Annotated in this window: 22 protein-coding genes; 18 read left to right on the top strand and 4 right to left on the bottom strand. The window is 63.0% G+C overall.

What is annotated here, in order from left to right; translation table 11 throughout:
* Positions 1–29: 29 nt before the first annotated feature.
* The 5 genes from sseA to A6B35_RS19610 all read left to right on the top strand — a co-directional run bounded on the left by sseA (position 30) and on the right by A6B35_RS19610 (position 3,570).
* Positions 30–881, top strand: coding sequence for a 3-mercaptopyruvate sulfurtransferase (sseA, locus tag A6B35_RS19630; RefSeq protein ID WP_006205420.1), 852 nt, complete (start codon positions 30–32; stop codon positions 879–881).
* 5 nt (positions 882–886) lie between these two features.
* Positions 887–1,450, top strand: a complete 564-nt coding sequence (locus tag A6B35_RS19625; protein ID WP_006205418.1) for a GNAT family N-acetyltransferase — start codon at positions 887–889, stop codon at positions 1,448–1,450.
* A 108-nt stretch (positions 1,451–1,558) separates the two neighbouring features.
* The gene (locus A6B35_RS19620) at positions 1,559–2,116 is read left to right on the top strand and encodes an OmpA family protein (RefSeq protein WP_006205417.1); all 558 of its coding nucleotides are present in this window, start codon (positions 1,559–1,561) and stop codon (positions 2,114–2,116) included.
* 102 nt (positions 2,117–2,218) lie between these two features.
* Entirely contained in the window at positions 2,219–3,025 is an 807-nt protein-coding gene (gene dapB / locus A6B35_RS19615) for a 4-hydroxy-tetrahydrodipicolinate reductase (protein ID WP_040583778.1), read from the top strand.
* 77 nt (positions 3,026–3,102) lie between these two features.
* The gene (locus tag A6B35_RS19610; RefSeq protein WP_006205415.1) at positions 3,103–3,570 is read left to right on the top strand and encodes a DUF1203 domain-containing protein; all 468 of its coding nucleotides are present in this window, start codon (positions 3,103–3,105) and stop codon (positions 3,568–3,570) included.
* A 484-nt stretch (positions 3,571–4,054) separates the two neighbouring features.
* Here the strand turns inward: A6B35_RS19610 and ald are convergent, their stop codons facing one another.
* Complete coding sequence (gene ald / locus A6B35_RS19605) at positions 4,055–5,170, bottom strand: alanine dehydrogenase (protein ID WP_006205414.1); 1,116 nt, start codon at positions 5,168–5,170, stop codon at positions 4,055–4,057.
* Between the two features lie 157 nt (positions 5,171–5,327).
* Here ald and A6B35_RS19600 point away from each other — a divergent pair, with 157 nt between their 5' ends.
* Positions 5,328–5,801: an Lrp/AsnC family transcriptional regulator gene (locus A6B35_RS19600; RefSeq protein WP_006205413.1), complete on the top strand. Its 474-nt coding sequence runs from the start codon at positions 5,328–5,330 to the stop codon at positions 5,799–5,801.
* A gap of 114 nt (positions 5,802–5,915) precedes the next feature.
* Entirely contained in the window at positions 5,916–6,266 is a 351-nt protein-coding gene (locus A6B35_RS19595; RefSeq protein WP_006205412.1) for a hypothetical protein, read from the top strand.
* A gap of 16 nt (positions 6,267–6,282) precedes the next feature.
* Here A6B35_RS19595 and A6B35_RS19590 read toward each other — a convergent pair whose 3' ends face one another.
* Positions 6,283–6,942 carry a 5-formyltetrahydrofolate cyclo-ligase gene (locus A6B35_RS19590; RefSeq protein ID WP_006205411.1) on the bottom strand — a complete coding sequence of 220 codons (660 nt, stop codon included), beginning with the start codon at positions 6,940–6,942 and terminating at the stop codon, positions 6,283–6,285.
* Positions 6,943–7,108: 166 nt separating this feature from the next.
* On the opposite strand from A6B35_RS19590, the gene A6B35_RS19585 reads away from it, so the two are divergent.
* A complete protein-coding gene (locus A6B35_RS19585) occupies positions 7,109–8,374 on the top strand; it encodes an NAD(P)/FAD-dependent oxidoreductase (protein WP_006205410.1) in 1,266 nt (421 codons plus the stop codon).
* A gap of 139 nt (positions 8,375–8,513) precedes the next feature.
* The gene (locus tag A6B35_RS19580; protein WP_006205409.1) at positions 8,514–10,493 is read left to right on the top strand and encodes a bifunctional 2',3'-cyclic-nucleotide 2'-phosphodiesterase/3'-nucleotidase; all 1,980 of its coding nucleotides are present in this window, start codon (positions 8,514–8,516) and stop codon (positions 10,491–10,493) included.
* Positions 10,494–10,638: 145 nt separating this feature from the next.
* Here the strand turns inward: A6B35_RS19580 and A6B35_RS19575 are convergent, their stop codons facing one another.
* Entirely contained in the window at positions 10,639–11,910 is a 1,272-nt protein-coding gene (locus tag A6B35_RS19575) for an SAM-dependent methyltransferase (RefSeq protein ID WP_006205408.1), read from the bottom strand.
* Between the two features lie 335 nt (positions 11,911–12,245).
* On the opposite strand from A6B35_RS19575, the gene A6B35_RS37190 reads away from it, so the two are divergent.
* The 6 genes from A6B35_RS37190 to A6B35_RS19550 all read left to right on the top strand — a co-directional run bounded on the left by A6B35_RS37190 (position 12,246) and on the right by A6B35_RS19550 (position 15,497).
* A complete protein-coding gene (locus A6B35_RS37190; RefSeq protein ID WP_006205407.1) occupies positions 12,246–12,380 on the top strand; it encodes a hypothetical protein in 135 nt (44 codons plus the stop codon).
* 101 nt (positions 12,381–12,481) lie between these two features.
* Positions 12,482–12,769, top strand: a complete 288-nt coding sequence (locus A6B35_RS19570; RefSeq protein ID WP_006205406.1) for a Dabb family protein — start codon at positions 12,482–12,484, stop codon at positions 12,767–12,769.
* Between the two features lie 290 nt (positions 12,770–13,059).
* Positions 13,060–13,938, top strand: a complete 879-nt coding sequence (locus A6B35_RS19565) for a VOC family protein (protein WP_006205404.1) — start codon at positions 13,060–13,062, stop codon at positions 13,936–13,938.
* Positions 13,935–14,765 carry a 3-deoxy-8-phosphooctulonate synthase gene (gene kdsA, locus A6B35_RS19560; RefSeq protein WP_006205403.1) on the top strand — a complete coding sequence of 277 codons (831 nt, stop codon included), beginning with the start codon at positions 13,935–13,937 and terminating at the stop codon, positions 14,763–14,765. The genes A6B35_RS19565 and kdsA overlap by 4 nt, the downstream gene beginning before the upstream one ends.
* Before the next feature lie 73 nt (positions 14,766–14,838).
* Positions 14,839–15,042 (top strand): dodecin family protein, encoded by a 204-nt coding sequence (locus A6B35_RS19555; RefSeq protein WP_006205402.1) that lies wholly within the window; start codon positions 14,839–14,841, stop codon positions 15,040–15,042.
* An 89-nt stretch (positions 15,043–15,131) separates the two neighbouring features.
* Complete coding sequence (locus A6B35_RS19550) at positions 15,132–15,497, top strand: PRC-barrel domain-containing protein (protein WP_006205401.1); 366 nt, start codon at positions 15,132–15,134, stop codon at positions 15,495–15,497.
* Positions 15,498–15,570: 73 nt separating this feature from the next.
* On the opposite strand, the gene A6B35_RS37185 is transcribed toward A6B35_RS19550, so the two are convergent.
* Positions 15,571–15,693 (bottom strand): hypothetical protein, encoded by a 123-nt coding sequence (locus A6B35_RS37185; protein ID WP_006205400.1) that lies wholly within the window; start codon positions 15,691–15,693, stop codon positions 15,571–15,573.
* Positions 15,694–15,892: 199 nt separating this feature from the next.
* Between A6B35_RS37185 and eno the strand changes: the two genes are divergently transcribed.
* The 3 genes from eno (at position 15,893) to pdhA (ending at position 18,854) form a co-directional block, all read left to right on the top strand.
* Positions 15,893–17,167, top strand: coding sequence for a phosphopyruvate hydratase (gene eno, locus A6B35_RS19545; protein WP_006205399.1), 1,275 nt, complete (start codon positions 15,893–15,895; stop codon positions 17,165–17,167).
* A gap of 136 nt (positions 17,168–17,303) precedes the next feature.
* On the top strand, positions 17,304–17,627 hold the full coding sequence (locus A6B35_RS19540) for an FtsB family cell division protein (protein WP_006205398.1): 324 nt from the start codon (positions 17,304–17,306) through the stop codon (positions 17,625–17,627).
* 195 nt (positions 17,628–17,822) lie between these two features.
* Complete coding sequence (gene pdhA, locus A6B35_RS19535) at positions 17,823–18,854, top strand: pyruvate dehydrogenase (acetyl-transferring) E1 component subunit alpha (protein WP_006205397.1); 1,032 nt, start codon at positions 17,823–17,825, stop codon at positions 18,852–18,854.
* The last annotated feature ends 13 nt before the right edge of the window (positions 18,855–18,867 follow it).

Below are 18,867 nucleotides of genomic sequence, written 5' to 3'. Positions count from 1 at the left end.
TGCCGCCACAGGCGAGCAGGAGAAAAAGAATGGCCGAAGACAGTCCTTTCATCGTCGACGCGGACTGGCTGCAGCAGCGCCTCGGGGAGCCGGGTCTGACGATCATCGATGCGTCCTGGTACCTGCCGGCGCAGAGGCGCGACGCGCGCGCCGAATATGAGGCGGGGCATATTCCGGGTGCACGGTTCCTCGACCAGGATGCGATCTCGGATCCGGAGTCCGGCCTGCCGCATACGCTGCCGTCGCCGCAGAGTTTCGCGCAGTATGTTGGCGGGATGGGCGTTTCGGCCGATGATACGATCGTCGTCTATGACGGCCCCGGCTATTTTTCGGCGCCGCGCGGCTGGTGGATATTCCGTGTCATGGGCGTGTTCCAGGTCTACATCCTGAGCGGCGGCTTCGACCGCTGGAAGGCCGAGGGTCGCCCGGTGACCGCGGAGCAGACCAAAATGGCACCATGCATCTTCCACGCCGATTTCGATGCAAGCCGCGTCGTCAGCCTCGCCGAGATGCGCCACATCGTCGACAAACGGGAAAGCCAGATCGCCGACGCGCGCTCCGCCGGCCGTTTCGCCGGCACGGAGCCTGAACCTCGTGCCGGCGTCCGTTCAGGCCATATGCCGGGCGCGCGCAATGTCCCGGTTGCCGCCCTTGCCGAGAACGGCGAATTGCTGCCCAGGGATCGCCTGCGCAAGGTGATCGAGGATGCCGGCATCGATCTGTCGAAGCCGGTCGTCACGTCGTGCGGCTCGGGCATCACGGCGGCGGCGATCACGCTGGCGCTGGAGACGCTTGGCCATGCCGACAACAGGCTTTACGACGGTTCGTGGACCGAATGGGGCGGGCTTGGCGATACGCCGGTGGTGACGGGCAAGGAATGACGGCGATGGAAAACGGAGCGCTGGAAGACATCGACGTCACGGTGACGTTTCTCGAAATGCATGTGCCTCCGGCCTACTCGCCGCCAGTGCCGTACAACCGCCAGATCGCGCTGCTGAAGGTCAAGGATATTCCGCTGCATTTCTATCGCTATTTGATGGATCGGGTGGGGCGGAAATGGCACTGGGTCAACGTGCTGAGGCTGGACGATGAAGAGCTTTCGGCCGGCCTGCATCGCGAAGACCGCGACATCAGGGTGCTCTATCTCGACGGTGCGCCGGCCGGTTTCTTCGACCTCAAACCGCATCTGCCGGAAGAAGTCGAGCTCGCCTATTTCGGCATGATGGAGCACGCCACCGGGCAAGGCATCGGCCGCTGGTTCCTGGGCGCGGCGATCGCCGCTGCGTGGTCGCATGGGCCGAAGCGGGTGACGGTGCAGACTTGCACGCTCGACCATCCCGCGGCCCTGCCGCTCTACCAGAAACTCGGCTTTGCGCCGGTGGCGCAAAAGAAGGAGATCGTGCATCCGATGACCTTCGCCGAGCGTTCGGCCAGTGTCATGCGGCCTTAGCTTCTCCCTAAGCTGAACCCACCGTTCATCCGCGCTTCAGACTGTCTTTGCCATGGTGCCTTCAGCATCAACGCGCCCATCACAGAGCGGCGCCGAAGGAGAAGAGACATGCTGACCCGACGCACATTTGCCGTGGCGATGATTGCGGCATTTGCCATGCCGAGCCTGGCATCCGCTCAGGCGACGACACCGTCCGCCGCGACGATCGAGCGCCAGCTAGAAGCGCCACCCAAGGTGAAGCTGCGCCCCAACCAGCGCGTCACCATCCGCGAGTTCAAGCGGCGGCCGGATCTCAGGCGCATGGCGCGCTCGATCGACATCCAGTCGATCAATTTCGCCTTCGGCTCGGCCGCCATTTCCAGTTCGCAGTACGGCAAGATCGAAAACATCGCCGACGCGCTCGAGCGCATCCTGCGCCGCGATCCTCGCGCCCGGGTGCTGATCGAAGGCCATACCGACGCCGTCGGTTCCTTCCAGTCGAACCAGATCCTGTCCGAACAGCGCGCCGCCTCGCTGAAGCGGACGCTGGTGCGCGAATTCGGCGTGCCGGGTCATGCGCTGGAAACCGTCGGCTATGGCGAAGAATTCCTGCTGGTGCCGACCCAGAACGAGAACTGGCGCAATCGCCGGGTGACGCTGCGCCGCTTCGACGATTTCATCCGCTGAGCCTGACCAGAATTCTGGAGCAATACTGGAAAGAGCCCGGCTTGAACGAGCCGGGCTCTTTGCATAACGCTGATCGTCCAGGGGCCAAAGGAGGATCGGATGATGACGATACGGGTGGTGATGGCAGGCGCGACCGGCTGGGTCGGCAAGGCACTGGTGCCGGCGATCGCGGCGCAGGCCGACATGCTGCTCTCCGGTGCGGTGTCGCGCAGCGGCGCGGGGCAAGATTCCGGCCTGCTGGTCGGCGTGCCGGCCAATGGCGTGATCGCGTCCGCCACGCTGGCGCAGGCGCTGCAGGCGCCGTCCGACGTGCTGGTCGACTACACCAAGCCGGATGTGGTGAAGGACCACGTGCTGCTCGCCATCGAGAAGGGACGGCATGTGGTGATCGGCACGTCCGGGCTCGGAGCCGCCGACTATGCCGACATCGATGCGGCGGCGCGTGCCAACCGGGTCGGCGTCATCGCGGCCGGCAATTTTTCGATCACCGCCACGCTGATGAAGCGTTTTGCGCTGATGGCGGCGAAATACGTGCCTGATGTCGAGGTCATCGACTATGCCAGCGCCAGGAAGGCCGATGCGCCGTCGGGCACGGCGCGCGAACTGGCGGAAGCGCTGGCTGATGTCCGCAAGGCATCCACCGCGCGGCCGGTGTCGGAGGTCTCCGGCGTGCCGGGAACACGCGGTGCTGCTGTCGGCGCGGGCGAGGGGGTGCAGGTGCACGCGCTGCGCCTGCCATCCTACATACTGTCCTGCGAGGCGCTGTTCGGCCTGCCCGACGAGCGGCTGACCATCCGCCATGATGCGGGTTCGTCAGCAGCACCCTATGTCGCCGGTACGCTGCTTGCCGTCCGGCGGGTGCAGGAAACCATCGGGCTGGTGCGCGGCCTCGATGCGCTGATGGACTGATCCGCCTTGGCAGGAATCGGGTGGGAAGCGGTTTCTCTGCAGCATAATTTCCGGTCAACGACACCGGAGATTTCGCCATGACCATCCAGTTCAAAGCTCTGCCGACGGAAGATGTGAGAGCCCTGCAGCGCGGTGGACCTGACGCTTACGGCCATACGCCCGAGCGGGGTATTTCCGACGGCGACGGCGTGCCGTGCCGGCATTGCCTGAAGAACGTCGCCGCCGGCGATGCCTATCTGATCCTGGCCTACCGGCCGTTTCCGGAACCGCAGCCTTACGCCGAGACCGGGCCGATCTTCCTGCACGCGCAGGAATGCGAACGTGCCGATGAGGCCGAGGCACTGCCCGACATGCTCGAAAGCAGCGACTATATCGTGCGCGGCTATGGCAGCGACGACCGCATCGTCTATGGCAGCGGCGGCGTCATCCCGACGACCGCCATCGCGGCACGCGCCGAGGCGCTGTTCGAGCGCGACGACATCGCCTACGTCCACGTCCGCTCGGCGCGCAACAATTGCTACCAGTGCCGGATCGATCGCGGCTGACGGCGCGCAAAAAGATGCCCGCCGATAGTCTGGCGGGCAGTTGGGGAAAATAGTCGCGACAGAAGCTGCGGCCGAAGCCGCCGGCAAAGCTTGGTATTCGCCGGCGTCTGGGAGCGGCTCGAGCCGTCAGGGAACGACACCTGTGTAGGCATAGTTTTCGAACGCCGAATGTGAAGTGCTTCACACAGCGCGTATTGATCATGGCGGAGCGAAAGATGGTGACGACTGTCGCACTCCCGTCGCATAAGAGCGCTAAAAGGTAGTCGTCGATCGATTGCCGACCGCGGATGAACCGGCGGCAAATCTCGACATCGAGGAAGCGGGGCTTTGGCTCCGCTTTTTTGTTTGCGCGCTTTTTCTTTGGGCAGTTCGTCGCAACTCCGGACGGAAAACCGCTACACACTTTTCCTGGAATTGCTCCGGGCAAAGAAAAACCCGCCGGGGTGAACCGGCGGGCGACAGGAGGAATTCTTTTGTCAGGATATCAGGCGGCGAGCACGGCCTTCGGCTCGACCAACTCGTAGCCGAGCGCTTCCGCGACGGCACGGTTGGTGATCTTGCCCTTGTGGACGTTGAGGCCATTGCGCAGATGGTGGTCGTCGACCAGCGCCTTCAGACCCTTGTCGGCGAGCTGCAGGCCATAATGCAGCGTGGCGTTGTTGAGCGCGTGCGCCGAGGTGACCGGCACCGCGCCCGGCATGTTGGCGACGCAGTAGTGGATGACGCCGTCGACCTCGTAGGTCGGCTCGGCATGGGTGGTGGCGTGCGAGGTCTCGAAGCAACCGCCCTGGTCGATGGCGACATCGACCAGCACCGAACCCTTCTTCATGCCGGACAGCATTTCGCGGCTCACCAGCTTGGGTGCCGCAGCGCCCGGGATCAGCACGGCGCCGACGACGATGTCGGCCGAGAAGCATTCTTCTTCCAGCGCCTCGACGGTCGAGTAGCGGGTATGGACGCGGCCGGCGAACAGGTCGTCGAGCTGGCGCAGGCGCGGAATCGAGCGGTCGATGATGGTGACGTCGGCGCCGAGGCCGACCGCCATCCGGGCGGCATGCAGGCCGACGACGCCGCCGCCAAGCACGGTGACCTTGCCGGGCAGCACGCCGGGCACGCCGCCGAGCAGCACGCCGCGGCCGCCATTGGCCTTCTGCAGTGCTGTGGCGCCGGCCTGGATCGACAGGCGGCCGGCGACTTCCGACATCGGCGCCAGCAGCGGCAGGCCGCCGCGGTCGTCGGTGACGGTCTCGTAGGCGATCGCCGTGACGCCGGAAGCGAGCAGGCCCTTGGTCTGCTCCGGACCCGGAGCCAGGTGGAGATAGGTGTAGAGGATCTGGCCGTCGCGCAACTGGACCCACTCGTTGGGCTGCGGCTCCTTGACCTTGACGATCATGTCCGACTTGGCGAACACGTCGGCCGCCGTCTTGGCGATGGTGGCGCCGGCGGCGCGGTAGGCGTTATCGTCGGCGCCGATACCGGCACCGGCGCCGGTCTCGACCAGCACTTCGTGGCCATGCGCGACATATTCGCGGACCGAGCCCGGCGTCAGGCCGACGCGGTACTCGTGGTTCTTGATTTCCTTGGGGCAGCCGACGCGCATTTTCTTCTCCTGATCCGGCCCTTTGAGGGCACGTTCCCTGTATGAAGTGAGTGAACCACGAATCGTTGCGCAAGTGTTTGCGAATGCGCTTGCGCTGACCTGCGCGTTTCGATAATCGTTGCGCGAAATATCAAGATCTTCGAAGGAATCCCGAAGAATGCCGCTCGACAGGATTGATATCGCCATTCTGGAGACATTGCAGAAGGATGGGCGGATACCCAACGCCGCGCTTGCCGAGAAGGTCGGCCTGTCGCAGTCGGCCTGTTCGCGGCGGCTGGACAATCTGGAGAAATCCGGAACCATCCGTGGCTACCACGCACGGCTCTCCAATGCCGCACTCGGCCACCAGATGACGGCGATCGTTCATATATCGCTGTCGGGGCAATTCGAGAAGACGCTGTCGGACTTCGAGGCGGCGATCAAGCGTTGCCCGAACGTGCTCTCCTGCCATTTGATGTCCGGCGAATACGACTACATTCTGCGCATCGCCGCCAAGGACCTTGTTGACTACGAGCGCATCCACAAGGAATGGTTGTCGGCCATGCCGCATGTGACGAAGATCAACTCGTCCTTCGCGCTACGCGAAATCGTCGACCGCACAACGGTCGGCTTGCGACCGGAGATGGCCTAGCGAGATTCACCGTTTCACGGAACAGTGAACCGCATTCCGGATGAAACCGTTTCACGCTTTGCCTGGAATTGCTCTAGTCCGGATTCATAACCGGTAGAAGGCAGCGGCCGCGACATGACAGAAAGAATCACGCTGGCCGAGTCATTGCCGGCAACTTCCGTCGTCCGCATCTCGCGCGCCAGCTTCGACCCGGTTCGGCTTGCCGAGGTCGACGCCGCGAGCAAGAAGACCTCGCAGTACATAATCCCGGCAGTCAGGCGGCTGCCGGGGCTTCTTCACTTTTATGCAGGCGTTTCGCCGAAGGGTTCGATCGTTCAAGTTAGTGTCTGGGACACCGACGAGCATGCGGCGCAGTTGGACCGATTGAAGGAAATGGTCGTCGACGGCCGCAGGGATATGGAGGCGGTCGGCGTGACGTTCACCCCGATTTTCCACTATCCGATCGACTGGACCTGGACCGTCTGACTTAGGCGGCGCCAGTCTAGGCGACCGTAAACTCCGTCACCACCTCGCTCATCGGGATGTCGTGTGGCTGCGGGTAGATGGTGGGGATGCGCTGCAGTTCGTAACCGACGCCAATGACCAATGGCCTGAACGGCATTGCCGCCAGCGTGCGGTCGAAGAAGCCGCCACCATAGCCCAGCCGGTACTTGCCGGGATCGATGCCGACGATCGGTGAAATGACGATGTCCGGCAGCACCGGTTCGCCCTCGGCAGGGATCGGGATGTTCCAGACGCCCTTTTCGAGGCGGTCGCCCGGCTTGTATGTGCGGAACACTAGCGGCTGTCCCTTCTCGATGACGACGGGAAGCGCCGTGCGGCCGCCGCGCTCGTTGACCGATGCCATCCATGGGCGCAAATCCGGCTCGCCGCGAAACGGCCAGTAGAGGCTAACCAGACGGTCGGCAATGTCGCCGATCATGGCGTCGAGGCCTTCGGCGATGCGCTGCGACATTGCCGTGCGTGTGTCTGCGGAAACCGCCAGCCGGGCCGCGATCAGCCGCTCGCGCTCGGCCTTGCGCCAGCGCCGCACATCGGTCCAGTCGGTGAGAGGAGCGCGGAATCCCGGGTCGAGTTCGTGCATGAAGCAGGGCGGCGAGGAATACTGCGCCGGACCTTCGCCGTCACGATCGTTGGCCATGCTTCACTCCCGTCATCCAGTCCGGCGAGGCTATACCCGGCATGAGCCGGCCGGCATGTGCATTCACGACATCGAGCGGCGGCTCCCGGGCAGTCGAGGCATTGTTGCAGTGCACAAAAGTCCCTATATCGAAGCCGGTGAATTTACGCGCCCATGGGTGAACGAGATGAACGAAGCCAGCCATCATGTCGTCGTTGTCGGCGCGGGGTTCGGCGGCCTGGAATTCACCCGCGCGCTGTCAGGCGTGCCGGTGCGCATCACCATGATCGACAAGCGCAACCACCATCTTTTCCAGCCACTGCTCTACCAGGTGGCGACCACGGCGCTGGCGACTTCGGAGGTCGCCTGGCCGATCCGCCATCTCTTGCGCAAGCGCAAAGACGTGACGACGCTGCTCGCCAATGTCAACGGTGTCGATCGCGCCGGCAGGCGCGTGCTGCTCGACGACGGCAGCGCGGTCGCCTACGACACGCTGGTGCTCGCCACCGGCGCCCGCCACGCCTATTTCGGCCATGACGAATGGGAGCCTTTTGCGCCGGGGCTGAAGACGCTCGAGGACGCAACCACCATTCGGCGGCGCATCCTTATGGCCTTCGAGCAGGCCGAGCGGGAAACCGATCCGGAGAAGCGCAAGGCGTTTTTGACGCTGGCGATCGTTGGAGGCGGGCCGACCGGCGTGGAACTGGCCGGCACCATTGCCGAACTCGCGCGCGACACGCTGCGCGGCGAGTTCCGCAACATCGACACGCGCCAGACGCGCGTGGTGCTGATCGAGGCCGGCGACCGCATCCTTGCCAATTTCGCGCCTGAGCTTTCCGACTATGCCAGGAAGGCGCTCGAGCGCCTTGGCGTCGAGGTGGAACTCGGCCATGCCGTGACTCGCTGCGACGCCGAGGGCGTCGTCTTCGGCGACACGGTGCTGCCGGCCCGGACAATCCTGTGGGCGGCCGGCGTTGCCGCGTCGCCGGCCGCCGAATGGCTGGGCGCGGCGGCGGACCGGGCGGGCAGGGTGCTCGTCGAGCCCGACCTGACGGTGCCGGGCAGCCCGGAGATCTTCGTCATCGGCGACGCAGCGCATGTGTTGCGGCCGGATGGCAAGCCGGTGCCGGGCGTGGCGCCGGCAGCCAAGCAGGCAGGCTGGCACGTCGCCGCGACCATCAAAGCACGGCTTGCCGGCGACACGAGCCCGCGGCCGTTCCGCTACAAGCATGACGGCGATCTGGCGACGATCGGCAAGCGCGCCGCGGCGATCGATTTCGGCTGGATCAAGCTTACCGGCTGGCCCGCCTGGTGGCTGTGGGGCATCGCCCACATCTATTTCCTGATCGGCTTTCGCAACCGGCTGGCGGTTTCGCTTAGCTGGCTATGGATTTATGTAACCGGCCAGCGCAGCGCGCGGCTGATCACCCAGGGCGACAACGACAAGGGCTGACCTTGCCTGGCGGGAAGGCGTTTCATCCGCCCGTCACCTTTTGCTGATCGACTGGATTCCAGATGGACATGGCAGGATTTCAGCGCGAAGCTTTCGCTTCGGGGCAGGGCTTGTCGCATTGTCGAAACAGGAAAAAACAATGTCTCAACTGCTCCACCCTGTCTCCCGCCGCTCACTGCTGGCGGGCGCCGCCGCCACCGGGGCGCTGATCATGCTGCACCCGTTCTCCGCCCGCGCTCAGGCCAACCAGGCGCATCTCAGGATCATGGAGACGACCGACATCCATGTGAACGTGCTGCCCTATGATTACTACGCCGACAAAGCAAACGACACGATGGGCCTGTCGCGGACGGCTTCGCTGATCGATGCCGTGCGCAAGGAAGCGGTCAATTCGATGCTGATCGACAATGGCGACCTTTTGCAGGGCAACCCGATGGGCGACTACATAGCCTATGAGAAGGGCATGCAGGACGGCGACCTGCATCCGATCATGAAAGGCATGAACCTGCTCGGCTACGAATGCTCGACGCTCGGCAACCACGAGTTCAACTACGGCCTGTCGTTCCTGGACAAGGTGCTGGCCGGCGCCAATTTCCCGTTCGTCTGCGCCAACCTGATCCGCGGCACCCAGCTGGCCGCCAATCCGCGCGACGACAAGCTCTACCTCAAGCCGTACGTGATCCTCGACAAGAAGATCAAGGATGGCTCCGGCGCCGAGCAGCCGATCAAGATCGGCATCATCGGCTTCGTGCCGCCGCAGATCATGGTCTGGGATCTGAAAAACCTCGAGGGCAACGTCAAGACGCGCGATATCGTCGACGCGGCCAAGGCCTGGGTGCCTGAAATCAAGGAGCAAGGCGCCGACATCGTGATTGCGCTTTCGCATTCCGGCATCGACGTCAAGCAAGGCGACATGATGGAAAACGCTTCCTTCTTCGTCGCCGGCGTTGAAGGCATCGACGCCGTGTTCACCGGCCACCAGCATCTCGTCTTCCCCGGCAAGAAGGACTTTCAATCGCTCGAGGCCGTCGACACCGAAAAGGGCACGCTGCAGGGCAAGCCTGCCGTGATGGGCGGGTTCTGGGGCTCGCATATGGGCCTGATCGACCTTTTGCTGGAGCGCGACGGCTCGAAATGGCGGGTCGTTTCGGCGACCTCCGAGGCGCGGCCGATCTACGAGCGGGTCGACAACAAGAACAAGGCGACGGTCAACGACGACAAGCGCATCATCGCGGCGCTGGAGCAGGATCATGAGGCGACGCTCGCCTATGTGCGCCGTCCGGTCGGCAAGACGTCGGCGCCGCTCTATTCCTATTTCGCTTTGGTCGCCGACGATCCGTCGGTGCAGATCGTCAACCAGGCGCAGAGCTGGTATCTCAAGGACATATTGAAGAGCACGCAATGGAAGGACGTGCCGCTGCTGTCGGCCGCGGCTCCCTTCAAGGCCGGGGGGCGCAGCGGCGCCGACTACTATACCGACGTTCCCGTGGGCGACATCGCTATCAAGAATGTCGCCGATCTCTATCTCTATCCGAACACCGTGCGGGCGGTCGAAATCACCGGCGCGCAAGTCAAGGAATGGCTGGAGATGTCGGCCGGTATCTTCAACCGGATCGAGGCGGGCAAAGCGGACGAGCCGCTGATCAATACTGATTTCCCGTCCTACAATTTCGACGTGATCGACGGCGTCAGCTACAAGATCGACCTGTCGCAGCCGCCGAAATACGATGCCAAGGGTGGTCTGGCTAATGCCGGCTCGAACCGCATCGTTGATCTCATGTTCGACGGCAAGCCAATTGATCCCGCAGCTAAATTCGTCGTTGCCACCAACAATTACCGCGCCGGCGGCGGCGGCAATTTCCCCGACATCAATGCCTCGAAGATCATCTATGAGGCGCCGGACACCAATCGCGACGTGATCGTGCGCTACATCATCAGCGAAGGTACGATCAACCCGTCCGCTGATGACAACTGGTCGTTCGCGCCGCTGGCGGGAACCAGCGTCGTGTTCGAGACCGGGCCCAAGGCGAAGGATTTCATCGCCGAGGTGAAGTCGCTGAAGATCGAGCCCGCAGGCGAAGGCGAGGCAGGTTTTGCCAAATACCGCATCGCTTTGTGAAGCGGGGGCGCGTCCAGCTTGTTGCCCGGTTGGGGTCGCCAAATATTTAGGGCGAGCCGGTCGCGGGAACGGTGACCGGTCCAGGGAACGCGGGCTCAATGGAATCGCCCAGCGGATCGTTGGGAACGGTCAAGGGCGTCATGCATCAGGCCTTGTAGACCACCTGGCGGACGTCGATGTAGCTGGCGCGGAAGCCGGCTTCGCAATAGTGCAGGTAGAATTCCCAGAGCTTCTTGAAGCGGTCGTCGAAACCGAGCGGGACGATCTTTTCCCAGGATCCCCAGAAACGCTGGCGCCATTCGGCGAGCGTGCGGGCATAGTCGTCCGGGAACACGCGCTCGCGCAGATGAGCAAGGCCATGCTCCTTGCCCAGCGATTTCAGGATCGACGGCGTCGGCAGCATGCCGCCCGGAAACACGTAGCGCTGGATGAAATCCGGCCGCGCCCGATAGGTGTCGTAGGCATCCTCGTTGATGGTGATGATCTGCAGGCCCGCCGTGCCGCCGGGTCTGAGGCAGGCCTTCATCTTGGCGAAGAACACCGGCCAGTATTTTTCGCCGACCGCCTCGAACATCTCGATCGAGGCAATGCGGTCATAGGTGCCGGTCTCGTCGCGATAGTCCTGCAGCTTGATGTCGACCTTGTCGGCAAGCCCGGCCTTTTGGATGCGCGCCCTAGCGAAATCGTGCTGCTCGCGGCTGATGGTCAGGCCGGTGACGCGGCAGCCGATCTCGCGCGCGGCGAATTCGGCAAAGCCACCCCAGCCGCAGCCGATCTCGAGCACATGGTCCTTTTTGCCGATGCCGGTGTCCTTGGCCAGCGCGCGGTATTTGGCGGCTTGCGCGCTTTCCAAATCGTTGGCGCCGGTGGCGTAGAGCGCCGACGAATAGGTCATGCTCGGGTCCAGCCATTGCTTGTAAAAGGCGTTGCCGAGATCGTAATGCGCCGAAATGTTGCGCTTCGAACCGGTGCGGGTGTTGTCGTTGAACCAGTGACGGATGCGCTGGACGGTGTTGATCAGCCAACTGGCGCCGCCGGCGACACGCTCGCCGATGGCCGAGTTGACCACGAACAGTTCCAGGAAACTGGTGACGTCAGGGCTTTCCCAATCGCCGTCCATGTAGGATTCGGCGACGCCGATCGTGCCGCCGGAAAAGGCGCGGCCGGGCAGGCGCCAGTTCTTCAGCACCAGTTCGGCGTCGGGGCCGGGCCCCTTGCCGCCGACGAGCACAGCGCGGCCGTCCGGCATCCTGACCTTGAGCGAGCCGCGCGGCAGGTTCATGGCAGCCGACAACACCATGCGTGCCTTGGCAGGCAGCCCCTTGACGATCTCGGCGAAATTGAACTCGTCGAGCTTTACCGCGTCGCCGAGGGACATGCCGCCCGGGCCACCGCTCTTGTGTTCGCTACAGGTCATGTCACGCCCCTGAACTTCCGCAGAGCCGGCGCAATATGCCGGCTCCCACCCTCTCGCGGTTCCTTCGCCAGGCTCGAACTCCGCTCCCCGATCTCGACAGCTTGCCGATTCGGCAGCGGGCGGGCTCGAATGAAAACGCGCCCCTCAAGGGTTTTCGCGCTTCCCTGTGAATTCCCACGACAATCTTCCACTTCATCGGCGGGAACTTCAAGAGGCAAGCGACCGGCAAGGCAGTGCCAGGCAATCGAATCGAGGGTGCGAAAATTCCGCTGAAGAGTGTCTGTGGCGATCGGAATCGCTATGGTTGCGCCTACCCATATGCGTTAGCTTTAGCCATGCGCTATGTAATCGTGATCATCGCCTTCACCTTCTTCCTGATCTGGGACGGCCTCTACAATCAAGGCGCCTACCTCGACTATACGGTCAGGGAGATGTCGCGCATCGTGCGCTACGTCACCGGCGCGGCCTAATTCCGCCCCGCATTCCAAAGGGCCTGGCGCGACATCGTTGCCGGTTGACGCGACGGCTGCGCTCGCACAAAACACCCGCGCATACCGATCAGGAGGTTGTGTTGATCCGGCATATCGTTTTCTTCAGCGCCCGGCGCAAAGAGGATGTGGGAGCCGTGCGCGACGGATTGATGGCGCTGGGCAAGATCCCGCATTCCAGCCTCTTCGAAGTGACCCTCAACACCAAGGTCGATCCGCTGTCGGATGCCATCGACGTGGTCGTTTATGCCGAATTCGAAGATGATGCCGCACTCGCCGCCTACAAGGCGCATCCGCTCTACGCCGAGACGACCAGCCGGGTCAAACCATTGCGCGAATTGCGTTATTCGGCCGATGTCGTGGCTGCCTGAGCGAATTTCGACTGCAGGCAACGCGCTCGAATGCATGGGATGAACGGTTTCATTCCGTCTGGACGGCGGAAGTCTCCGCCGGGTCGACTCCCGGCCGCGTGTTCAGCACCAGCGCGGCGACAACCACGATCGCCGCAACCGCCATTGCCGTAAGGACGATTCTCTTCATGCTTGTGAGCTAGGGTCGCTTCCCGGTGACTGCAAGTGCAATCAGGGAAGGCAACCGATGCCGTGGCTGCACAAGATGAGGCTCTTGAACCAGCCTTGGGAATGATGCACACCGCACCCGCATGACCAAAACGCCCGCGGCTCACCCGCTCGATCACCTTGTGCTGCCGACTGCAAGCCTCGATGTTGCGCGGGCTCGGCTTGCCTCGCTCGGCTTTGTCGTGGCGCCGACCGGCATCCATCCGTTCGGCACGGAAAATTGCTGCGTCTTCTTCGCCGACGGCACCTATCTGGAGCCGCTCGCGATCGGCAATGGACAGGCAGCGGCGAGCGCGATCGCCGAGGGCAATGTGTTCGTCGCACGCGACCGCCTCTATCGCCACGGTCTCGGCGATGAAGGCTTCTCCGCCGTGGTTCTCGGCACTGGCGACGCCGACGCGGATCATGCGCGCTATGTCGAAGCCGGCCTGTCGGCGGGAGACGAGCTGAGCTTTTCGCGGGCCTTCACCGATGCGAGCGGCAAGAGCGATACCGCGTCCTTCAAGCTGGGCTTCGCTGCAGGCGAGGCGGCTACGGACGCGCTCCTGTTCGCCTGCGAGCGGATCAATGCGCCGAAAATCGACCGCACGGCGCTGCAGGCCCATGGCAATGGCGTCACCGGCATTGCCGAGATCGTGGCGGTCAGCGATGCGCCTGCCGGGCAACGCCGGCTGATCTCGATCGCCGCCGGCTCGGCGAACAAGAATGACGATGTGTTCGAGTTGCCCAATGCAACACTGACCATTCTGCATCCAGCCACGTTTGCCACCCGCTTCGGAATTCCGGCCGGCGCGCCGTCGCAACTTCGATTTGCGGCGATCGTCCTTTCGGTCGGCAGCGCCGACACCGTGGCAAGGCTGCTTGCAGCCGGGTCCGTTGATCACGACATACGCGGCAATGAAATTGTCGTGCCGCCGGCGCCCGGGCAGGGCGCGGCCTTCATCTTTCAGGAGACCCCATGAGCAAGCCCAATTCGTCGGTAACCGTCGGCAAGGTCGTGTTTGCCAACACAGCGCCGCTGTCGCTGATCGCCGGACCATGCCAGCTTGAATCGCGCCAGCATGCTTTTGACATGGCAGGCGCCCTCAAGGAACTGACGCAAAAGCTCGGCATCGGGCTCGTCTACAAGACCAGCTACGACAAGGCCAACCGGACCTCTCTCGGCGGAACGCGCGGCGCTGGGCTCGAAGCTGCACTGCCGGTGTTCGACGATCTGCGCAAGGAATTCTCGCTGCCAATTCTGACCGACATCCACACCGAAGAGCAGTGCGCGCTGGTCGCGCCGCATGTCGACATCCTGCAGATACCGGCCTTCCTGTCGCGGCAGACCGATCTGCTGATCGCCGCAGCCAAGACCGGCAAGGTGGTGAATGTGAAGAAGGGCCAGTTCCTGGCGCCGTGGGATATGAAGAACGTCGTCGCCAAGGTGACGGGATCCGGCAACGCCAATGTGCTGGTCACCGAGCGCGGCGCCTCGTTCGGCTACAACACGCTGGTCTCCGACATGCGTGCGCTGCCGATCATGGCCGAGATCGGCGCGCCTGTGATTTTCGACGCGACCCATTCGGTGCAGCAGCCGGGCGGGCAGGGCGGCTCCAGCGGTGGCGACCGCCGCTTCGTCGAGACGCTGGCGCGCGCCGCGGTCGCGGTCGGTGTCGCCGGTGTGTTCATCGAGACGCATCAGGATCCCGACAACGCGCCATCCGACGGCCCCAACATGGTGCCGCTCAAAGACCTGCCGGCGCTGCTCGAAAGGCTGATGGCGTTCGACCGCATCGCCAAGGGTTAGCACCCGCGCTTGTCGTCTGCCGGGGTCAGTTGTAGGCTTGCCCTGCAACTGAGCGTCTTGGCAGGAGGAAGCCATGTCCGTCGCCCGCGTCACCGAGATCACGTCGTCGTCCAAGAAGAGCTTTCAGGACGCTATCGAAAAGGGAATTGCGCGTGCCGTAAAGACCCTCAAGAACGTCGAGGGCGCCTGGATCCAGGACCAGAAGATCGACGTCGAGGACGGCAAGATCGCCGCCTACCGGGTCAATATGAAGGTCACGTTCATTCTCGCCGACTAGCCTTCCACCCGCCGAAGAAAAGTCTGGAACCTTCGTCAGCGCCCCTCATTGTCAATGCATAGTGGCAGAGACAAAAGAGGAGCACCACCATGACAACCCAGACGGGACACACCGAAGCCATTGCCGCTTCGCGGGTCATCGGCACGTCGGTCTACAACACCGAAGGCACGCACATCGGCAGCATCGAGGATGTCATGCTCGACAAGACCTCGAATGGCATCATGTTCGCGGTCATCGGCTTTGGCGGATTTCTCGGCATTGGCGAGAAATACCATGCCATTCCGTGGGCGAGCCTCGACTATGACGAGGACAAGGGCGGCTATGTCGTGCCGTTCTCCAAGGAACAGCTGAAATCCGCGCCGGCCTATTCGATCAACGAACTGACGGGCGCTGACGGCGAGATGGCGCGCGATGCGTCATACGACTACTACAAGGTTGAGCCCTATTGGCACTGACCGGGTAGGGCAACCCAGCCGCAAAAGAAAAGGGCCCCCGAATGACCGGGGGCCCTTTGTCTGCGAAGAAAACCTACTCCGCCGCGTTGAGGGTCGACAATTGCACCGCGCCCTGCTGTGGCTTCTGACTGTCGCACGATGTCAGGAACGCCGCCGCAATCAGGAACAAACTCACGATACCGCTCAACTGGGACATGGCGAAACTCCTCCTGTTTCGCCCCGCGCGGGAGAATCATAGACCAGAAACCGGTTCGCCGCGCATGACTTATGATGACAAAAATTTGCGCTTCGTGAATCGACGCAGCGGCACTATTTGCGAGCCGCCCGATTGCCTTTTGCAGCGCTTTGGCTAAGAGGGGCGCGACGCTTCAATCGATCAATCGGGGACATCGCAAATGACCGCCATCATCGACATTGTCGGGCGTGAAATCCTGGACAGCCGTGGAAATCCGACCGTCGAGGTCGACGTGGTGCTGGAAGACGGCTCCATGGGCCGCGCCGCGGTGCCGTCAGGCGCCTCGACCGGCGCTCATGAAGCCGTAGAGTTGCGCGACGGCGGGCCCCGCTACCTCGGCAAGGGCGTGCTCAAGGCGGTCGAGGCCGTCAATGGCGAACTGTTCGAGGCGATCGGCGGTATGGAAGCCGAAAACCAGATCCATATCGACCAGACCATGATCGAGCTTGACGGCACGCCCAACAAGAGCCGGCTCGGCGCCAATGCCATCCTCGGCGTGTCGCTGGCGGTCGCCAAGGCCGCTGCCGAAGCGGCCGGCCTGCCGCTCTACCGCTATGTCGGCGGTGCCAAGGCGCATGTGCTGCCGGTGCCGATGATGAACATCATCAATGGCGGCGCCCATGCCGACAACCCGATCGACTTCCAGGAATTCATGATCCTGCCGATCGGCGCGCCGACGCTGCGCGACGGCGTTCGCTGGGGCTCGGAGATCTTCCACACGCTGCGCAAGAAGCTGAAGGATGCCGGCCACAACACCAATGTCGGCGACGAGGGCGGCTTCGCTCCGAATCTGAAGAGCGCGCCGTCGGCGCTCGATTTCATCATGGAATCGATCGAGCAGGCCGGCTTCAAGCCGGGCGAGGACGTGGCGCTCGGCCTCGACTGCGCGGCGACCGAGTTCTTCAAGGACGGCAACTACGTCTATGAAGGCGAGAAGAAGACCCGCGATCCGAAGGCACAGGCCAAGTACCTGGCCAAGCTCGCCGCCGACTATCCGATCATCTCGATCGAGGACGGCCTCTCCGAGGACGACTGGGAAGGCTGGAAGATCCTGACCGACCTGATCGGCAAGAAGACGCAGCTGGTCGGCGACGATCTGTTCGTCACCAACACGGCGCGGCTGCGCGACGGCATCCGCATGGGCGTCGCCAATTCGATCCTGGTCAAGGTCAATCAGATCGGCTCGCTGACCGAGACGCTCGACGCGGTCGAGACCGCGCACAAGGCCGCCTACACCGCAGTCATGTCGCACCGCTCGGGCGAAACCGAGGATTCGACCATCGCCGATCTGGCGGTCGCCACCAATTGCGGGCAGATCAAGACCGGCTCGCTGTCGCGCTCCGACCGCATGGCCAAGTACAACCAGCTGATCCGCATCGAGGAAGAACTCGGCAAGCAGGCGCGCTACGCCGGCAAGTCGATCGTGAAAAGCTGATCTCCGGACCATGTCCAGTAACGAAAAGGGCGGGAGCATTCCCGCCCTTTTGTTTTTCGCGGCTGCCGAATCCGGCCGTCCGTAACCGTCCATTAAGCACAATCGGCGAGAAAGAGGCGTTGAGAGGACGAGCGCCATGTGGACACGCCAGCACAAGCAGAGAAACACCGGCCGGCTGATCATCCCCTCGCTCTGCGTGCTGTTCCTGGCCTATTTCGGCTTCCACGCCTATCACGGCGAATTCGGCATCTACTCCAAGTACCAGCTCGCGGCCCAGGCGGTCGATCTGCAGGGCAAGCTCGACGCCATCAAGGCGCGGCGGGTCGATCTCGAACGCCGTGTCCAGCTGATGCATGAAGGTACGCTGGAGAAGGACATGCTTGACGAGCAGGCGCGCAAGGCGCTCAATGTCTCCCATGCCGACGAAATCACCATCATGCTGCCGGCTTCAGCGAAATAACTGAATTTCAGTTAATCGTTGATATTTGCAATGATTTTAATCGCTTAGACGCATGACAGCCATGCATTTTTCTGCATAGCGAAACGCTTTCCCGCGTGTTAGCCTTGCTCAAATCGGTGGGGAGAACTGATCTCCCTCAGAGCAGATTTCATCTTGCTCTAATGTCCGCAAAGAGACGCCAACAGGGAGTGATGCATGGCCACCGCCGCCAGAAAAGCGCCTGCCAAATCCGTCAAATCATCGGGACTTTCCGCCCCCAAACCAGCTGATTTCACCAAGGACGAGGAGCTTGCCGCCTACCGGCACATGCTGCTCATCCGACGCTTCGAGGAAAAGGCCGGCCAGCTTTACGGCATGGGCTTCATCGGCGGCTTCTGCCACCTCTATATCGGCCAGGAAGCGGTCGTCACCGGCATGAAGATGGCCTTGATCGACGGCGACCAGATGATCACCGCCTATCGCGACCACGGCCACATGCTGGCGATGGAGCTGTCGCCGCGCGGCGTCATGGCCGAGTTGACCGGGCGCCGCGGCGGCCTGTCGAAGGGCAAGGGCGGCTCCATGCACATGTTCTCCAAGGAGAAGCATTTCTATGGCGGCCACGGCATCGTCGGCGCGCAGGTGTCGCTCGGCACCGGGCTCGCCTTCGCCAACCGCTACCGCGAGAACAAGAACGTGTCGCTGACCTATTTCGGTGACGGTGCGGCCAATCAGGGCCAGGTCTATGAAAGCTTCAACATGGCCTCGCTGTGGAAGCTGCCGGTGATCTTCATCATCGAGAACAATCGCTACGCCATGGGTACCTCGGTGTCGCGCTCGTCGGCCGAGACCGATTTCTCGCATCGCGGCGCCTCGTTCAAGATCCCCGGCATCCAGGTCGACGGCATGGATGTGCGCGCGGTGAAGGCCGCCGCCGACGTCGCCACCGAGTGGTGCCGATCCGGCAACGGTCCGCTGATCCTCGAAATGCAGACCTATCGCTATCGCGGCCATTCGATGTCCGATCCGGCGAAGTATCGCTCCAAGGAAGAAGTGCAGAAGATGCGCTCCGAGCATGACCCGATCGAGCAGGTCAAGGCGCGGCTGATCGACAAGAAATGGGCAAGTGAGGACGAGCTCAAGGCCATCGACAAGGAGGTCCGCGACATCGTCGCCGACGCCGCTGATTTTGCCCAGAACGACGCAGAGCCGGATCCGTCCGAGCTCTGGACCGACATCGTACTGTAAGGGAGGGCAAGGA

The sequence above is a fragment of the Mesorhizobium amorphae CCNWGS0123 genome (genome assembly GCF_001686985.1).
GTDB lineage: Bacteria > Pseudomonadota > Alphaproteobacteria > Rhizobiales > Rhizobiaceae > Mesorhizobium > Mesorhizobium amorphae.
This window is presented reverse-complemented; position numbering and strand designations above follow the sequence as displayed.

Coding starts and splice junctions, on each gene's coding strand:
- ald (WP_006205414.1), bottom strand. CDS start 5,170: ATGCGCGTCGGCTGCCCCAAGGAAATCAAGAACCACGAGTACCGCGTC.
- A6B35_RS19595 (WP_006205412.1), top strand. CDS start 5,916: ATGACAGAAAGAATCACGCTGGCCGAGTCATTGCCGGCAACTTCCGTC.
- A6B35_RS19555 (WP_006205402.1), top strand. CDS start 14,839: ATGTCCGTCGCCCGCGTCACCGAGATCACGTCGTCGTCCAAGAAGAGC.
- A6B35_RS19540 (WP_006205398.1), top strand. CDS start 17,304: ATGTGGACACGCCAGCACAAGCAGAGAAACACCGGCCGGCTGATCATC.
- A6B35_RS37190 (WP_006205407.1), top strand. CDS start 12,246: ATGCGCTATGTAATCGTGATCATCGCCTTCACCTTCTTCCTGATCTGG.
- sseA (WP_006205420.1), top strand. CDS start 30: ATGGCCGAAGACAGTCCTTTCATCGTCGACGCGGACTGGCTGCAGCAG.
- A6B35_RS37185 (WP_006205400.1), bottom strand. CDS start 15,693: ATGTCCCAGTTGAGCGGTATCGTGAGTTTGTTCCTGATTGCGGCGGCG.
- A6B35_RS19600 (WP_006205413.1), top strand. CDS start 5,328: ATGCCGCTCGACAGGATTGATATCGCCATTCTGGAGACATTGCAGAAG.
- kdsA (WP_006205403.1), top strand. CDS start 13,935: ATGAGCAAGCCCAATTCGTCGGTAACCGTCGGCAAGGTCGTGTTTGCC.
- A6B35_RS19550 (WP_006205401.1), top strand. CDS start 15,132: ATGACAACCCAGACGGGACACACCGAAGCCATTGCCGCTTCGCGGGTC.
- A6B35_RS19580 (WP_006205409.1), top strand. CDS start 8,514: ATGTCTCAACTGCTCCACCCTGTCTCCCGCCGCTCACTGCTGGCGGGC.
- A6B35_RS19565 (WP_006205404.1), top strand. CDS start 13,060: ATGACCAAAACGCCCGCGGCTCACCCGCTCGATCACCTTGTGCTGCCG.
- A6B35_RS19625 (WP_006205418.1), top strand. CDS start 887: ATGGAAAACGGAGCGCTGGAAGACATCGACGTCACGGTGACGTTTCTC.
- A6B35_RS19590 (WP_006205411.1), bottom strand. CDS start 6,942: ATGGCCAACGATCGTGACGGCGAAGGTCCGGCGCAGTATTCCTCGCCG.
- dapB (WP_040583778.1), top strand. CDS start 2,219: ATGACGATACGGGTGGTGATGGCAGGCGCGACCGGCTGGGTCGGCAAG.
- pdhA (WP_006205397.1), top strand. CDS start 17,823: ATGGCCACCGCCGCCAGAAAAGCGCCTGCCAAATCCGTCAAATCATCG.
- eno (WP_006205399.1), top strand. CDS start 15,893: ATGACCGCCATCATCGACATTGTCGGGCGTGAAATCCTGGACAGCCGT.
- A6B35_RS19620 (WP_006205417.1), top strand. CDS start 1,559: ATGCTGACCCGACGCACATTTGCCGTGGCGATGATTGCGGCATTTGCC.
- A6B35_RS19610 (WP_006205415.1), top strand. CDS start 3,103: ATGACCATCCAGTTCAAAGCTCTGCCGACGGAAGATGTGAGAGCCCTG.
- A6B35_RS19585 (WP_006205410.1), top strand. CDS start 7,109: ATGAACGAAGCCAGCCATCATGTCGTCGTTGTCGGCGCGGGGTTCGGC.
- A6B35_RS19575 (WP_006205408.1), bottom strand. CDS start 11,910: ATGACCTGTAGCGAACACAAGAGCGGTGGCCCGGGCGGCATGTCCCTC.